The sequence below is a fragment of the Streptomyces sp. NPDC048604 genome, from assembly GCF_043199435.1.
Taxonomy (GTDB): Bacteria; Actinomycetota; Actinomycetes; order Streptomycetales; family Streptomycetaceae; genus Streptomyces.
Genome location: NZ_JBICVX010000003.1, coordinates 248,866 through 264,252, shown reverse-complemented (window position 1 = coordinate 264,252; position 15,387 = coordinate 248,866). Strand labels below are relative to the sequence as shown.

Here is a 15,387-nt window from a genome sequence, read left to right as displayed (position 1 = left end):
TGACGAACCGTCTGCCCCCCGACGCGACGGATCGACAAGCACGAGAGTGGCCTGCGGCGATAAACGATTGATGAACGGGCTGGTCGGCTCAGGCGGCGGTCCGCTCAGGAGGCCGGTCGGCTCATGCGGCCGCGGCCGGGTTCAGCAGCGACCGGACGTCGACCGCCTCGGGCGAGTCCAGCTCCTCGAAGACCGCGAGCGCCTCGCGCCAGCACACCCGGGCCCGGTCGGCCTGCCCCAGCGCCGACAGGCTACGGCCCAGCACCGTGAGCACGTTGGCGCGCCGCCACTCCCCGCCGATCCCGTGCAGGACGGCGAGCGCCTGCTCGGCGTGCGAGGCTGCCGACGCGGGCCTGCGCTCCGCGAGGAACACCTCGGCGAGCCGGAACAGCGTCATACCGTGCCAGAGCTTCTGCCGGCTCTCCTGGAACACGCTGAGCGCCTCGGCCAGCACGAGGCGGGCCTGAGCCGTCTCGTCGGCCGCGGTGAGCGCGAGGCCGAGGGCGTACTTGCCGTTGGCGAGCCGCAGCGGCAGACCGGCGTCGGCCTTCTCGTAGATGGCGATGCCCTGGCGGGCCAGCTCCACCGCGCTCCTGGTGCGTCCCATCGCGAGGTGCACCCGGGACAGGTTGCAGAGCGCGCTGGCCTCCCCGGGCCTGTTCTCGTCCGCCCGGAACGCGTCCAGGGCCCGCGACAGATGGGCCTCCGCGTCCGCGTGCCGGCTCTCGTAGAGGGCGATGATCCCTCGCTGGTTCCGCGCCTGCCCCAGCGAGACGGGGTCGTCCGCGGCCACTCCGCACTCCAGCGCGCGGCGCGCCTCCTCCTCGGCCTCGGTGAAGCGCCCGGACGTGCTGTGCACGTGCGTCAGCATGGTGCGGGCGCGCCCTTCGGCCAGCGGGTCGTCCGCGGCCCGGGCCGCCTCGCTCACCGAGACGGCCGCCTGGGCGAACTGGTGCGTGTTCGCCCCCGACTCGCCCAGGTCCACGGTGGCCATCAGCAGGTCGGCCGCCCGGCGCAGCATCCCCGTCGCGGCCGACTGCCGTGCGCAGGCGAGCAGTCCGCCCGCCTCGCTGAACAGCCAGTCCAGCGCGGCCTCGCGGTCGTCGAACACGAGCCCGGGGTAGCGGGTCCGCTCGAAGTGGTCGAGGACGCGCTCGCCCGGCCGCTCGATCGCGTACACGCCCGCCGCCGTCGCCAGGTAGAAGTCAAGGAGCCGGGACAGGGCCGCCTCGCGTTCCGCCGGGGGCTGTTCGTCGCGCTCCGCGCATGCACGCGCGTAGAGGCGGACGAGGTCGTGGTAGCGGTACCTGCCCGGGGCCGCGGACTCCACGAGGGAGGTGTCGACGAGGGCCTCCAGGAGGTCCTCCGTGTCGTGCGGCGGCAGGTCCAGGACCGCGGCCGCCGCGGCCAGCGAGATGTCCGGGCCGTCCGCCAGGCCCAGCAGGCGGAACGCGCGGGCCTGGGCCGGCTCCAGCTGGCCGTAGCCGAGCTCGAAGGTGGCCTTGACCGCGAGGTCGCCCGCCTGGAGCTCGTCCAGGCGGCGGCGCTCGTCGGCCAGCTTCGCGGCCAGCACCGACACCGTCCACGTGCGGCGCGCCGCGAGCCGGGACGCCGCGATGCGGATCGCCAACGGCAGGAAGCCGCACGCCGCGACCACGTCGAGCGCCGCCTCCCGCTCCGCCTGCACCCGCTCCGTCCCCACGATCTTCGTGAAGAGCTGCAGCGCCTCCTCCGGCGACATCACGTCCAGGTCCACCAGATGCGCCCCCGCCAGGTCCACCATCCGGATCCGGCTGGTCACCAGCGCCGCGCAGCCCGCCGTGCCCGGCAGCAGCGGGCGGATCTGGGCCGCGTCCCGCGCGTTGTCCAGGAGGACCAGGACCCGGCGGCCGTCCAGCGTCGAGCGGTACAGCGCGGCCCGTTCGTCCAGCGAGCCCGGGATCGCCGAGTCCGGCGTCCCCAGCGCCCGCAGGAACGCGCCGAGCACCGTCTCCGGCGCCGCCGCCCGCGCCCCCGTGCCCTGGAGGTCCACGTACAGCTGACCGTCCGGGAAGTGCGGGCGCGCCGCGTGCGCGACGTGCACCGCGAGCGTCGTCTTGCCGACGCCGCCGATGCCGGCCAGCGCCGACACGGCCATCACATGGCCCTCCGCCGTCGCCAGCCGGTCGCTCAGCTCGTGGACGAACGCGGCCCGGCCGGTGAAGTCCGGCACCGTCGCCGGCAGTTGCGCGGGCCGCGCCACCGTCGCCGGCGCGGGCGCGGGCTCCTCCACGGGGCGGGCCAGCTCCGCGTCGGCCCGGAGGATGCGCTGCTGCAGCCGGGACAGCTCGGGGCAGGGGTCCACGCCCAGCTCGTCCGCGAGCAGCCGCCGGGTGTCCGCGTACACCGCGAGCGCCTCGGCCTGCCGCCCGCTGCGGTACAGCGCCAGCATCAGCAGCTCGCGCAGCCGCTCGCGCAGCGGGTGCGCGGCGGTCAGCGCGGTCAGTTCGGAGACGGCCTCCGCGTGGCTGCCGACCTCCAGGTCCATGTCGAGCCGGGTCTCCAGGAGGGTGAGCCGCCACTCCTCCAGGCGGGCCCGCTGGGTCTCCGCGTACGGGCCGGGTACCGAGGCCAGCACCTCGCCGTCCCACCGGCCCAGCGACTCGTTGATCCGGGCGCGGGCCGCGCCGCGGTCACCGGCCGCCCGCAGCTTCTCCGCCTCGGCGGCCAGGTCCTGCGCGACGTTCACGTCGAGGGCCGCGCGCGGGGCGCGGATCGCGTACCCGCCCGCGTCGCTGACCAGCACCCCGGGGCCGAGCACCTTGCGCAGCCGGGAGGCGTACGTACGGACCGCGGCAAGCGCCTGCGAGGGGGGCTCGTCGCCCCAGATGCCGTCGATCAGCTCCGCCGCGGTGGCGGTGCGCCCGTCGCGCAGCAGCAACGCGGCGAGCAGCGCCCGCTGCTGCGGCGAGCCGGACGGCAGGGGCTGCTCGTCGCGCCAGGCGCGTACGGTCCCGAGGACGCCGAAGCGCAGGTCGGCGGGGCGGTCGTCCTCGGTGGCGGGTGCGGCGGGGGCGGCGGTACCGGTTCCGTCCGTCGTAGCGGTACCGGGCACACCGGTGGCGGGCATACGGGCCCCGCGCTCGGTGTCGTACTCCGTGCCGTCGTGCTCCGCCCCCGACCCGGCCGAGGCCGTTCCGGGCAGCGCGGACGTGCCCGCCGCGGTCGCGTCCGCCGCATGCTCGGGGCCCGTTCGCGGAGCTCTCTGCTCCGGCACTCGCGGGCCGTTCTCACGGTCCATAGCTCCCCCTGCCTGTACCGCTGGTTTCGCCCAAGACAGTCTGCCTTGTCCGGAGGGCGCGCGTCAGCATCGGGTGACCGTCTGCACAGGATCTGCCGCACCGATAGCTGACGATGCGTCAGATCAGCGCTACCGTGAAGCCATGGAGACCTTCCCGAAGATCATCTCGGTGGACGACCACACCGTGGAGCCCCCCAGCGTCTGGCGGGACCGGCTCCCGTCCAGGTACCGCGACGTCGGCCCGCGCATCGTCCGCGCCCCGCTGAAGGAAATGACCTTCCTGGGCGGGAAGTTCGCGCCCGTCATGGGCGCCAAGGGCGACGACGGCCCGATCGGCGACTGGTGGGTCTACGAGGACCTGCACCGCCCGCTGACCCGCCTCGACACAGCCGTCGGCTACGACCGCGACGAGATCAAGCTGGAGGTGATCACGTACGAGCAGATGCGTCCGGGCTCGTACAGCGTCCCCGACCGGCTCGCCGACATGGACGTCAACCACGTCCAGTCCGCCCTCTGTTTCCCCACCTTCCCCCGTTTCTGCGGCCAGACGTTCACCGAGGCGTCCGACCGCGAACTGGGCCTGCTCGGGGTGCGCGCCTACAACGACTGGATGGTGGAGGAGTGGTGCGGGCCCGAGGCGCGGGGCCGGCTCATCCCGCTCACCCTCGTCCCGCTCTGGGACGCCGAGCTCGCCGCCGAGGAGGTCCGGCGCAACGCCGCCCGCGGGGTGCGCGCGGTCGCGTTCTCCGAGATACCCCCGCACCTCGGACTGCCCTCCGTCCACACCGACTACTGGGACCCGTTCCTGCGGGCCTGCGACGAGACCGGCACCGTCGTCGCCATGCACATCGGCTCCTCCAGCCGGATGCCGTCCACCTCCGCGGACGCCCCGCCCGCCGTCGGCTCCACGATCACCTTCGCCAACTGCTGCTTCTCGATGGTCGACTGGCTGATGAGCGGTAAGTTCGAGCGCTTCCCGAACCTGAAGATCATGTACGCCGAGGGGCAGATCGGCTGGATCCCGTACATCCTGGAGCGCGCGGACGTGGTCTGGGAGGAGAACCGCGGCTGGGGCGGCGTCGCCGACAAGGTCACCAGGCCGCCGTCCGAACTCTTCGCCGGCCACGTCTACGGCTGCTTCTTCGACGACGCCTTCGGCCTGAAGAACCTGGACTCCATCGGTGTCGCCAACGTCCTGTACGAGACCGACTACCCGCACTCCGACTCCACCTGGCCCAAGTCCCGCGAGGTCGGCGAGGCCCAGATGGGCCACCTGGACCCGGGGACCGTCGACCGCATCGTCCGAGGCAACGCGATCGACCTCCTCGGCCTGACCCCGGACGGGCTGTGGGCGGGGGCTTAGTGTCCTCGCGGCGACTGGGGGACCGCAGGTTGAGCCACCCGTCCCGGCGTGGCTCAACTGCCCCCGAAAATCAATACTGGACGAAGTTATTTATTCTGCGGTAGTTTCCGGGCCCCGCCGTCATCCCGTTCCGAACGGCCGTCCTCCGCAGCCGGAGGCTGCGCCGAGAGCAACCGGGATGACAACGACTACAGGGCAAGGACCTGGGCAATGGCATCGACCGACCCGATACCGTTCGACCGCTCCGGCATCCCCGAGCCGGTCCTCGACTCGGCTCCCCACCTGATCGAGCTCTACTGGGCCGCGTGGGAGATGGCCTGGGACCACGTGGTCGAGCGCGAGGGCGTTGCGCGGTCGCCGTACATGGACGAGGGCTTCGACCCGGACACCATCTGGATCTGGGACACCTGCTTCATGGCGCACTTCTGCAAGTACGCGCCCGGCAGGTTCCCCGGCATCGAGAGCCTGGAGAACTTCTACGGGGTGATGCACGACGGCGCCGCGTCGTCGCTGACCGTCCAGCATCCCGACAACCCGCCGCTGTTCGCCTGGTCGGAGGAGGAGTACGTCCGCCACACCGGCGACCTCGCGCGGGTGGCCCGCATCCTCGAACGGGGCTACCTGCAGAAGCACTTCACCTTCTTCGACACCGTCCCGGTCGGATCGGTCTTCCCCTACAGCCACACCCCCACCTCCATCGAGCGCACCGACCGGGGCTACCTCTGGAACGGTGTGTGCAGCGGCATGGACAACACGCCGCGGGCGGCCGAGCAGGGGGACGGCGGCACGTACGGCGACATCCTCTGGCTCGACGCCGCGGCGCAGCAGGCGCTCTCGGCGCAGAGCATCGCCCGGCTCGCCGAGCTCGTGGGCGACCACGGCCTGGCGGCCGAGTTCTCGTCCCACCACATCGAACTGGTCAAGCTGGTCGAGGACTTCTGGGATCCGGAGGCGGGAATGTACTTCGACCGCGCCTCCACCGCCCCGTTCGACTTCCACCGGGTGAAGACGCCGGCCGCGTACTGGCCGCTGCTCGCAGGCGCGTCCGGCCCGGAGCAGGCGGCGAAGCTGGCCGCCGCGCTGGAGGACGAGGCCGTGTTCGGCGGTGACGTCCCGTGGCCCTCGGTGGCACGCGAGGACGCGACGTTCCGGGGCACGGGGCACTACTGGCGCGGTGGGGTGTGGATCCCGCTGGCCTACATGAGTGCGCGGGCGCTCGCGGACGCCGGACACGGCGCCGTGGCGGCCCGCGCCGCACGCCGGCTCCTCGACCACATGGCCCGGACCTACGCCGAGCACAGTCCGGCGACGATCTGGGAGGCGTACGCGCCGGACCTCGCCGCGCCGTCGACCGGCAAGGACGACACGTACATCGTCCGCCCCGACTTCTGCGGCTGGTCCGCGCTCGCCCCGATCGCCATGCTCATCGAGCACGTCCTCGGCTTCCGCGTCGACGCCCCGCACAACGAGGTGACCTGGACCCGCCCCGGCGGGGCGGCCGGCATCCGGGGCCTGTGGTGCGGCACGACCTCGCTGAACGTCATCGACGACGGACACGGCCGGCTGACCGCGGAGACGAGCGGCCCCCTCACACTCACCGTCGACGGCACCCCGTTCGACCTCCCCGAGGGCCGCCACACCCTGCATGTCCCACGGGCCTGACCGGGCCGCCGGGCGGCGGCCCACGCGACGATCATCCGCGCGATGTGCCTCATCGGCCTGCCCAGGACGGCCTCTGGGCGGGGCCGTGTACCGACACGGTCAAGCCTGGTACTCGCTGAGGTCGATGGCGTGGACGCGGAGGGGGACGCCGAAGACCGGGTGAGTCGTCTCGCGCTCGAGAACCATCCCGAGCTTGCGCATGACGTTCTCGGAAGCCGTGTTTCCGACGTGCGCGATGCTGATCACCCGGTCGAGCCCGCGGTCCTGGAGCGCGAACTCCAGGGCCGCATGGGCGGCCTCGGAGGCGTACCCCTGCCCCCAGAACGGCCGCCCGAGCCGCCAGCCGATCTCCACGGCGGGCAGCACCTCAGGCAGGAACTCGGGCACGGAGAGCCCGGCGAAGCCGATCAGCTCCCCTGACCCGATGAGCTCGACGGCGAAGAGCCCGAACCCCTCCTCGTCCCACTCCTCCTCCCATCGCTCGATGCCCTCCGCGGTCTCCTCCAGGTCCCACACCGCCCCGCCCCCGATCCACCGCATGACCTCGGGGTCGGCGTTGATCTCGGCCATGGGAACGAGGTCGTCGTCGGTCCAGCGGCGAAGGAGGAGGCGGGGCGTGCGGATCTCGGTCATGTCTCCATCCTGACGGACGGAACACCGTGCCGGACTTCGGGGGCACGGAGCCCCGGGAACGCCTCGATCACGCACCGAAGGTCCTTCATCGGGGACGCCCATGCCACCGTGGCGAGTTGCCCGCTTGCCGCCGTCACCGCCCCGTACGTGAGGAGACCCGCGCCGATCGGATCGGCGCGGGTCTCCTCATGACTCAGGCGGTACGGGTCCTCAGTCGGTGACCACCAGCGACGGGGTCTCCTTGGTGAGGATCTCGCCGCGGAAGAAGGCCGGGCTGCGGCGTTGCATGACCAGCATGATGACCACGCCGAGGAGCAGCAGGCCCACGCCGATGATGAAGACCGAGCCGACGCCGAGGACGGCGGAGCCGGAGCCGTAGGCCGGGTCCCACATGTCGTAGAGCGTCTTGCCGAAGACTGCGGTGAGCATCAGGCCGCCGAGCACCGGGAGCAGGCCCTTGTAGGCGAAGTCCCGGAAGGAGCGGAACAGCTCGGCGCGGAAGTACCAGGCGCAGGCGAAGGCGGTCAGCGCGTAGTAGAAGCAGATCATCAGGCCGAGCGCGTAGATGGTGTCGACCAGGACGTTCTCGCTGACCAGGGTCATCACGGTGTAGAACACGCCGGTGGCGACGCCCGCGACGATCGTGGCCTTGCCCGGCGTCTTGAACCGCGGGTGGACCTTGGTGAAGGAGTGCGGCAGGGCCTCGTACGTCGACATCGCCAGCACTGTGCGGGCCACCGGGATGAAGGTCGTCTGGAGGCTGGCCGCGGCCGAGGCGAGCACGGCGACGAAGAGCAGGATGCCGAGGGCGGGGCCCATGACGGGGCCGGCCAGGGCGGCGAAGACGTTGTCGGAGGTCTCCGGGTTGGCGAGGCCGAGGCCCTTGTCGCCGGAGCCGACGGCCATCTGGGCGGCGATGCCGGTGGCGAGGTACGAGCCGACCAGGACGACCATCGCGATGAGCGCGGCGCGGCCGGGGGTCTTCTCGCTGCCGACGGTCTCCTCGTTGGTCGCCATGCAGGCGTCCCAGCCCCAGTACATGAAGATCGAGAGGGAGAGTCCGGCGGTGAAGGCGGCGAAGGACTGCACCGCGAAGGGGTTCATCCAGGACCAGGAGAAGTCGATGGACGTCTCGAAGGAGCCGGCCTTCGTCAGGGCCATCGCGACGAAGATCGCCAGGACCAGCAGCTGGAGGCCGACGAGGGCGTACTGCACGCCCTTGGTGGCGGTCATGCCGCGGTAGCTGATCGCGGTGGCGACGGCGATGAGCGCGAGGCAGGTGACGATGTGGACGGCCTTGTTGTCGTCCAGGGCGGCCACGGACTCGCTGCCGGTGAGTTCGCCGGCGAGCAGCCAGAAGTAGGAGGTGGCGACGCCGGCCAGGTTGGAGAGCACGATGATCGTGGCGATCACCAGGCCCCAGCCGCACATCCAGCCGATCCTGGGGCCGAAGGCCTTCACGGTCCAGGTGAAGGAGGTGCCGCAGTCCGGCATGGCCTTGTTGAGCTCCCGGTACGCGAAGGCGACGAGGAGCATCGGCAGGAAGCCTGCCAGGAAGATCGCGGGCATCTGCAGCCCGACCTCGCCGGCCGTGGAGCCGAGCGTGGAGGTCAGACAGTAGACGGGGGCGACGGTCGAGACGCCGATGACCGCGCTGCCCATGAGGCCGACGGAGTTCCCGCCCAGGCCCTTGCGGCGTACGCCGTGGCGGTCGCCCGCGTCGACGCCCCTTACCGTGTCTCCGGCCTGGGGCCGGGCTTCCACCTGAGTCATGAAGAGGACGTTAAGGGCTGCGGTTTCCACATCCGGAGGATCGCAATCCAGGCCCCACCGGCGATCTTCGCCTTGTATTGCCAGGCCCTCGGGTCGATTCACCGGGTGTTTGGAAGATGTGCGATCCGGTACGCCGACCGATCAGTCGGTGTTCGCGATCGCGTCCGATATGCGGGAACCGCAGCCGCGCCCTAAATGTCCGTTTCCAAAGTTTCCCGAACCATTTTCCGAGCCTTACGGGAAGCGGGGTCAGCCCGGCCAGACGACCGACTGCAGCTCGCTGTACGCGTGCAGCGCGTACGAGCCCACGTCCCGGCCCACACCGCTCTTCTTGAAGCCGCCGAACGGCGCCTCCATGTTCCGGCCGACCGTGTTGATCCCGACCCCGCCGGCCCGCAGCCGGGCCGCGATGCGGAATGCGCGGGCCACGTCGCCCGACCACACGTAGTCGATCAGTCCGTAGTCGCTGTCGTTCGCCAGCGCGACGCCCTCCTCCTCGTCGTCGAAGGGCACGACGACGACCACCGGACCGAAGATCTCCTCCCGCACCACCCGCATGTCGTTCGTGCAGTCCACCAGCAGCGTGGGCGCCACGTAGAAGCCGCGGTCCAGGCCCGGACCGGCCGGCCGCTCGCCGCCCGCGGCCACCCGCGCGCCCTCCTTGCGGCCCAGCTCCACGTACGACTCCACCCGGTCGCGGTGGGCCGCCGAGATCACCGGGCCGACCACCGTCCCCTTCTCCCTCGGGTCGCCGACCTTCATGAAGGCGAGGTACCGGCCGAGCTTCTCGACCAGCCGCTCGTAGATCCCGCGCTGGGCGAGCACCCGGGTCGGCGCGGTGCAGATCTGGCCGCTGTAGAACGCCCAGGTGGTGCCGATGCCCATCACCGCCGCGTCCAGATCGGCGTCGTCGAGGACCAGCGCCGCGCCCTTGCCGCCCAGTTCCATCAGCTGCCGCTTCAGGGAGCGGCCGCAGACCTCGCCGATCGCCTGCCCGACGGCCGTCGAGCCGGTGAACGACACCATGTCGACGTCGGGGGCGTCCACGGCCGCCTCGCCGACCGCCGGCGCGGAGCCGGTGACCACGTTGACCGTGCCGGGCGGCGCGCCCGCCTCCTCGAGGGCCCGGGCCATCGCGTACACCGACAGCGGGTCCTGCGGGGCGGGCTTGACCACCACCGTGTTGCCCATCGCGAGGGCCGGGGCGACCTTGCCGGCCGGGTTGGCCCAGGGGTTGTTGTACGAGGTGATGCAGGTGACCACGCCCACCGGGCGGCGCACCGCGACCGCGCCGAACACCCCCGCCTTCCCCATCGGCCCGGCCTCGTTGATCTGCGGCGGCAGCGCCTGCTCGACAGGCTCCAGCGCGCCGCGCGCGTACCGCCGGAAGCGGGAGACGCCGACGGCGACCTGCATGCCACGGGCGGTACCGGTCGTGGCGCCGGTCTCCGCCTGCGCGAGGACGGTGTTGGCCTCGGCATCGCGGGCCATCAGGTCGGCGGCCCGGTCCAGGATCGCCGCCCGCTCCTCCGGCTTGGTACGGGACCAGGCCCCGAGGGCCTCCCGGGCAGCCGCGGCGGCCTCGTACACCTGGGCGCGGGAGGCCTCCGGCGCGAGGCCGACGACCTCCTCGCTCGCCGGGTCGAGCACCTCGTAGTGCCCGCCGTCGGGCTCCACCCAGGCGCCCCCGATGTACAGCTTCTCCGTGATCACCTGGTGCTCACCGTCCTCGTGTCCCGGCCGGAACGCAGCACCAGTCCCGGCAGCGCGCCGGTGACCTCGTCGTTCCGGATGGCCTCGACGCCGTTGACCCGTACCGACACCACGCCGAGCGCCTTCGAGTCGAGCCGCGGGCTGTCGCCGGGCAGGTCGTGGACGAGGGTGGCCGGGCCCGCGTCGATCTGCTCGGGGTCGAAGAGGACCAGGTCGGCGTGGTACCCCTCGGCGATCCGGCCGCGCCCGCGCAGCCCGAACAGCCGGGCCGGGTCGTCGGTCAGCATCTTCACCGCCCGCTCCAGCGGCACCAGCTTCCGCCCGCGCAGACAGTCGCCGAGGAAACGGGTGGTGTACGGGGCCCCGCACATCCGGTCCAGGTGCGCCCCCGCGTCGGAGCCGCCGAGCATCACGTCCTCGTGCTCCCAGGTCTCGCGGCGCAGCGCCCAGGAGTCCGGGTCGTTGTCGGTGGGCATGGGCCACAGGACGGTGCGCAGTTCGTCGTTGGCGCAGATCTCGACGAGGCACTGGAAGGCGTCCTGGCCGCGTTCGGCGGCGATGTCCTTCACCACCCGCCCGGTCAGGCCCTCGTTCTCGCGGCTGTACGTGTCGCCGATGACGTACCGGTCGAAGCGGGCCAGCCGGCGGAAGACGCCGGCCTCCTTGGAGTCGGCCCGGCGCAGCATCTCGGCGCGGACGGCGGGGTCGCGGAGCCGGGCGATCCGCTCGGGGACGGGGAGTCCGAGGATCTCCCCCCATCCGGGGATGAGGTTGAGCGCGCAGAAGGTCCCCAGCGACATGTTCATGGGGGTGAGGATCGGCATGGTGAGCGCGACGATCCGGCCGCCGGCCTTGCGGGCCCGCTCGGAGGCGGTGAGCTGGCGCGGGACGCGTTCGGGGACGGCGGCGTCGATGGTGAGCACGTTCCAGTTGAGGGGCCGGCCGGCGGCCGCGGTCATCTCGACGAACAGCTCGATCTCGTCGTCGGAGAACTGGTCGAGGCAGCCGGCGAGGATGGCCTCCAGCTGGGTGCCCTCGTACTTGCCGACCGCCCGCGACAGGGCGATCAGCTCGGCGGGCTCCGCGTGCCGGGAGGCGACGGGCGCGCCGTCGCCGTCGGAGTGCGTCGCGGACTGGGTGGTGGACAGTCCCCAGGCCCCGGCCTCCATGGCCTCCCCCAGCAGCGCCACCATCTGCCGCAGCTGCTCCGGGGTGGGCTGCCCGCCGACGGCGTCGGCGCCCATCACGTACCGGCGCAGGGCGCAGTGTCCGACCATGAAGCCGGCGTTGACGGCGATCCGCCCGTCGAGGGCGTCGAGGTACTCGGCGAACGACGACCAGGACCAGTCGACGCCCTCCTCCAGGGCCTTGAGGGCCATGCCCTCGACCTTGGACATCATGCGGCGCGTGTAGTCGGCGTCCTCGGGCCGGTCCGGGTGGAGCGGGGCGAGGGTGAAACCGCAGTTGCCGCCGGCGACGGTGGTGACGCCGTGGTTGAGGGACGGGGTGGCGTACGGGTCCCAGAAGAGCTGGGCGTCGTAGTGCGTGTGCGGGTCGACGAACCCGGGCGCGAGGATCAGCCCGGACGCGTCCTCACTGGTACGCGCTGCCGCGCCGGGCTCGGGGAAGACGATCCGTCCGTCGCGGATCCCCACGTCGGCCGTGAAGGCGGGGGCGCCGGTGCCGTCCACGACGGTGGCTCCCTTGATCAGGTGGTCGAGCATGACGGTCCTCTCTGCGCGTGAACACGCCCCGGCCGGGGGCGTCGGTAGCCGGCCGCGGCTACGACGCCCCCGGCCGGGGCCGGTACGGAACGGTGGTCCGGGAAGACACCGCCCCGCGCTCGTTGTGGGCAGTCGTCAGTTGCCCGCGGCTGGCAGTCGTCAGTTGCCCGCGGCCTGCCGGAAGCGGGTGGTGCGGTGGACCGGGTCGGTGTCGATCTTCGGGATCACGTGCTCGCCGATGAGCTTGACCGTGTTCATCGTGTCCTCGTACGACACCCCGATCGGCAGCCCGAACGACAGCTGGTCGGCCCCCGCCTGCTCCCACCGCTTGCACTGGGCGAGCACCTCGCCCGGGTCGCCGCAGATCATCAGCTCCTCCTGGATGAGGAGTTCGATGATCTCCGCCGAGTACTCCGGCAGCAGCTCGGGCCACTCGGGGACGCCCTCGGGCCGCGGGAAGGTGTCGTGGTAGCGGAAGAGCAGCGACTGCAGGTAGTTGAGCCCGCCGCCGACCGCGATCTCGACCGCCTTGTCGTGCGTCTCCGCACAGATCGCCGTGGAGGTCACCATCACGTTGTCGTTGACGAAGTCGCCGACCGCCTTGGCCTCCTTGATCGCCGTCTTGTACGACTCGACGACCCACTCCATGTCGGAGACCTTCTGCACGCTGAACCCGAGGACGCCGAGCCCCTTCTTCCCCGCCATGGCGTACGAGGACGGCGAGCCGGCCGCGTACCACATGGCCGGGTGGGACTTCCCGTACGGCTTGGGCAGGATCTTGCGCGGCGGCAGGGACCAGTGCTTGCCCTGGAAGCCGACGTACTCGTCCTGGAGCCACATCTTGGGGAACTCGGCGATCGTCTCTTCCCAGAGTTCCTTGGTGTGGTTCATGTCCGTGATGCCGGGAAAGAAGCCGAGGATCTCGTGGGACCCGGCGCCGCGCCCGGAGCCGAACTCGAAGCGGCCGCCGGAGAGATGGTCGAGCATGGCGACCTTCTCGGCGACCTTGACCGGGTGGTTGACGGGGGCGAGGGGGTTGAAGATGCCCGAACCGAGGTGGATGCGCTCGGTGGCGTGGGCGAGGTACCCGAGGTAGACGTCGTTCGCGGAGAGGTGCGAGTACTCCTCCAGGAAGTGGTGCTCGGAGGCCCAGGCGTACTTGAAGCCGGACTTGTCCGCCTGGATGACGTACTCGGTCTCCTCCATCAGCGCGTGGTGCTCGGCCTCGGGATCGGTCTCGGCGCGCTTGCCGACGTATCCCTGCACGAAGATCCCGAATTCCAAGGGGGTTCACCGTCCTCGTCCTCAGTATTTCTGACGTACCGTCAGATTCTTGATGTGCCCGACTGTCGCACCGTGCGGCGGGTGCGTCAATAGCTGATGAAGCGTCAGAACTGCTTGGTGGACCGGCCTCGTCAGAACAGCTTCACGCCGGCCAGCCAGCCGCCGTCGATGACGAACGGCTGGCCGGTGATGTACGAGGAGTCGTCGGCGGTCAGGAACAGCGCGAGCGCCGCCACCTCCTCCGGCCTCCCGATCCGCCCCAGCGGCACCAGACCCCGGTACAGCTCCGCCGTCGCCGCCGGGTCCACGCCCTCCGGATTGCTCATCGGGGTGTCGATCGCCCCAGGGCACACCGCGTTCACCCGGATCCCCTTCGCCGCCAGCTCGACCGCCGCGACCCGGGTCAGGCCGACCACCGCGTGCTTGGTCGCCGCGTACGCGCCGACCCCCGCCATGCCCGTCACCCCGGTGTACGAGGCCGTGTTGACGATCGTCCCGCCGCCGGCCGCCTCGATCTCGGGCGCGACCGTGCGGATCCCGAGGAAGCAGCCGACCTGGTTGACCTGCACGATCGCCTGGAACTCGTCGAGCGGGGTGGACACCAGCTCGTTGAACCGCAGGATGCCCGCGTTGTTGACGAGCCCGTCGATCCGCCCGAACCTCTCCTTCGCACCCGCCACCGCGGCCGTCCAGTCGGCCTCCCGCGTGACGTCGAGGTGGACGTACGCCGCCCGCTCCTCGCCCAGCTCCTTCGCCAGCGCCTCGCCCGCGTCGTCGAGGACGTCCGCGAGGACCACCCGGGCCCCCTCGGCGGCGAACAGCCGGGCCTCCTGCTCGCCCTGCCCGCGCGCCGCGCCCGTGACGATCACGACCCGCCCGTCCAGCTTGCCCATGCCTGCCACGCTCCTCAGCTCAAGAGTGGTGCGACCTCCGCGGCGAACGCCGCCATCTGGTCGGTGAGTTCGGTACGGCTCCGGGAGCGGAACCGGACCTGGATCTGGTGCACGCCCATGCCCCCGTACGCGCGCAGCGAGGCGGCCAGCGCCTCCGGCCCGCCGGTCAGAGTGCGCCGACCGACGTCCCAGCCGGCCTCCCCGACGTACAGCGGCTCGGTGATCGCGCCGACGGTCAGCGGCGCCTCGATCCCGGCCTCCTCGCGCAGCGCGCGCAGCTTGGCGATCTTCGCCGGCAGCTTGTCGCGCGGGTCGCCCTGCGGCAGCCAGCCGTCGCCGCGCAGAGCGGCGCGGCGCACGGCGGCGGGCGAGGAGCCGCCCACCCACACCGGCACCCGCTCCTGCACCGGCCGCGGCTGCTGCCCGAGGTCCTTGAAGGCGAACCGCTCGCCGGCGAACTCGGGGAACTCCTCCGGCCCGAGCGCCGCCCGCAGCGCGTCGAGCGTCTCGTCGAGCAGGGCCCCGCGCCCGGCGAAGTCCGCGCCGACCGCCTCGAACTCCTCCTGCACGTGCCCCGCCCCGACGCCGAGGATCAGCCGGCCCCCGGAGAGCCGGTCGAGCGTCGCGTACGCCTTGGCGGAGACCAGCGGATGGCGCAGCCCCACGATGGCGACGTGCGACATCAGCCGGACGCGCTCGGTGACCCCGGCGAGGAAGGAGAGGGTGGCGACGGGGTCGTACCAGACCGTGCTCATCGCCCCGGCGAGCCGCCGCGGAATGGCGACGTGATCGCAGGAGGCGAGATACCCGAAGCCCACCCGGTCGGCGACCCGCGCGATCTCCGCCAGATCACCGGGCCCGGCCGCGACCTCCCAGGGCTCGGCGTACATGGTGCTCTGCGACTGAACCGGGAGCTGCATCCCGTACATGACCATGGAACCCACCAACCCGTCTGACGATCCGTCAGCTATGGACGCGAGCCCCCATCGTCGTCACTGACGGTCCGTCAGGCAAGGGGTGGGACGGGCCGGGAGTCATGCGGAAGACCCGCGCCGACGGACG

The 15,387-nt window shown here is 71.8% G+C and carries 10 protein-coding genes; 2 read left to right on the top strand and 8 right to left on the bottom strand.

Annotated elements, in window-relative coordinates:
- Positions 1–121: 121 nt before the first annotated feature.
- Positions 122–3,280: a BTAD domain-containing putative transcriptional regulator gene (locus ACGFMM_RS07790; protein ID WP_393644162.1), complete on the bottom strand. Its 3,159-nt coding sequence runs from the start codon at positions 3,278–3,280 to the stop codon at positions 122–124.
- Between the two features lie 142 nt (positions 3,281–3,422).
- On the opposite strand from ACGFMM_RS07790, the gene ACGFMM_RS07785 reads away from it, so the two are divergent.
- The gene (locus ACGFMM_RS07785) at positions 3,423–4,643 is read left to right on the top strand and encodes an amidohydrolase family protein (RefSeq protein WP_393644161.1); all 1,221 of its coding nucleotides are present in this window, start codon (positions 3,423–3,425) and stop codon (positions 4,641–4,643) included.
- Positions 4,644–4,853: 210 nt separating this feature from the next.
- Positions 4,854–6,305 (top strand): trehalase family glycosidase, encoded by a 1,452-nt coding sequence (locus ACGFMM_RS07780; protein WP_393644159.1) that lies wholly within the window; start codon positions 4,854–4,856, stop codon positions 6,303–6,305.
- Positions 6,306–6,404: 99 nt separating this feature from the next.
- Here ACGFMM_RS07780 and ACGFMM_RS07775 read toward each other — a convergent pair whose 3' ends face one another.
- From ACGFMM_RS07775 to ACGFMM_RS07745, 7 genes are all read right to left on the bottom strand, one after another.
- Positions 6,405–6,938 carry a GNAT family N-acetyltransferase gene (locus ACGFMM_RS07775; RefSeq protein WP_393644157.1) on the bottom strand — a complete coding sequence of 178 codons (534 nt, stop codon included), beginning with the start codon at positions 6,936–6,938 and terminating at the stop codon, positions 6,405–6,407.
- Positions 6,939–7,148: 210 nt separating this feature from the next.
- On the bottom strand, positions 7,149–8,711 hold the full coding sequence (locus ACGFMM_RS07770) for an APC family permease (RefSeq protein WP_393644155.1): 1,563 nt from the start codon (positions 8,709–8,711) through the stop codon (positions 7,149–7,151).
- A gap of 249 nt (positions 8,712–8,960) precedes the next feature.
- On the bottom strand, positions 8,961–10,424 hold the full coding sequence (locus ACGFMM_RS07765; protein WP_393644153.1) for an aldehyde dehydrogenase family protein: 1,464 nt from the start codon (positions 10,422–10,424) through the stop codon (positions 8,961–8,963).
- On the bottom strand, positions 10,421–12,148 hold the full coding sequence (locus ACGFMM_RS07760; RefSeq protein WP_393644151.1) for an amidohydrolase family protein: 1,728 nt from the start codon (positions 12,146–12,148) through the stop codon (positions 10,421–10,423). The genes ACGFMM_RS07765 and ACGFMM_RS07760 overlap by 4 nt, the downstream gene beginning before the upstream one ends.
- Before the next feature lie 159 nt (positions 12,149–12,307).
- Complete coding sequence (locus ACGFMM_RS07755) at positions 12,308–13,432, bottom strand: LLM class flavin-dependent oxidoreductase (RefSeq protein WP_393644149.1); 1,125 nt, start codon at positions 13,430–13,432, stop codon at positions 12,308–12,310.
- Positions 13,433–13,563: 131 nt separating this feature from the next.
- Positions 13,564–14,325 (bottom strand): SDR family NAD(P)-dependent oxidoreductase, encoded by a 762-nt coding sequence (locus ACGFMM_RS07750; protein ID WP_393644147.1) that lies wholly within the window; start codon positions 14,323–14,325, stop codon positions 13,564–13,566.
- A 14-nt stretch (positions 14,326–14,339) separates the two neighbouring features.
- The gene (locus ACGFMM_RS07745; RefSeq protein ID WP_393644145.1) at positions 14,340–15,260 is read right to left on the bottom strand and encodes an LLM class F420-dependent oxidoreductase; all 921 of its coding nucleotides are present in this window, start codon (positions 15,258–15,260) and stop codon (positions 14,340–14,342) included.
- Positions 15,261–15,387: the final 127 nt, after the last annotated feature.

Excerpts from the sequence above, each read along its gene's own strand:
- ACGFMM_RS07750 (WP_393644147.1), bottom strand. The coding sequence starts at position 14,325 with ATGGGCAAGCTGGACGGGCGGGTCGTGATCGTCACGGGCGCGGCGCGC.
- ACGFMM_RS07775 (WP_393644157.1), bottom strand. The coding sequence starts at position 6,938 with ATGACCGAGATCCGCACGCCCCGCCTCCTCCTTCGCCGCTGGACCGAC.
- ACGFMM_RS07745 (WP_393644145.1), bottom strand. The coding sequence starts at position 15,260 with ATGGTCATGTACGGGATGCAGCTCCCGGTTCAGTCGCAGAGCACCATG.
- ACGFMM_RS07790 (WP_393644162.1), bottom strand. The coding sequence starts at position 3,280 with ATGGACCGTGAGAACGGCCCGCGAGTGCCGGAGCAGAGAGCTCCGCGA.
- ACGFMM_RS07785 (WP_393644161.1), top strand. The coding sequence starts at position 3,423 with ATGGAGACCTTCCCGAAGATCATCTCGGTGGACGACCACACCGTGGAG.
- ACGFMM_RS07780 (WP_393644159.1), top strand. The coding sequence starts at position 4,854 with ATGGCATCGACCGACCCGATACCGTTCGACCGCTCCGGCATCCCCGAG.
- ACGFMM_RS07770 (WP_393644155.1), bottom strand. The coding sequence starts at position 8,711 with ATGACTCAGGTGGAAGCCCGGCCCCAGGCCGGAGACACGGTAAGGGGC.
- ACGFMM_RS07760 (WP_393644151.1), bottom strand. The coding sequence starts at position 12,148 with ATGCTCGACCACCTGATCAAGGGAGCCACCGTCGTGGACGGCACCGGC.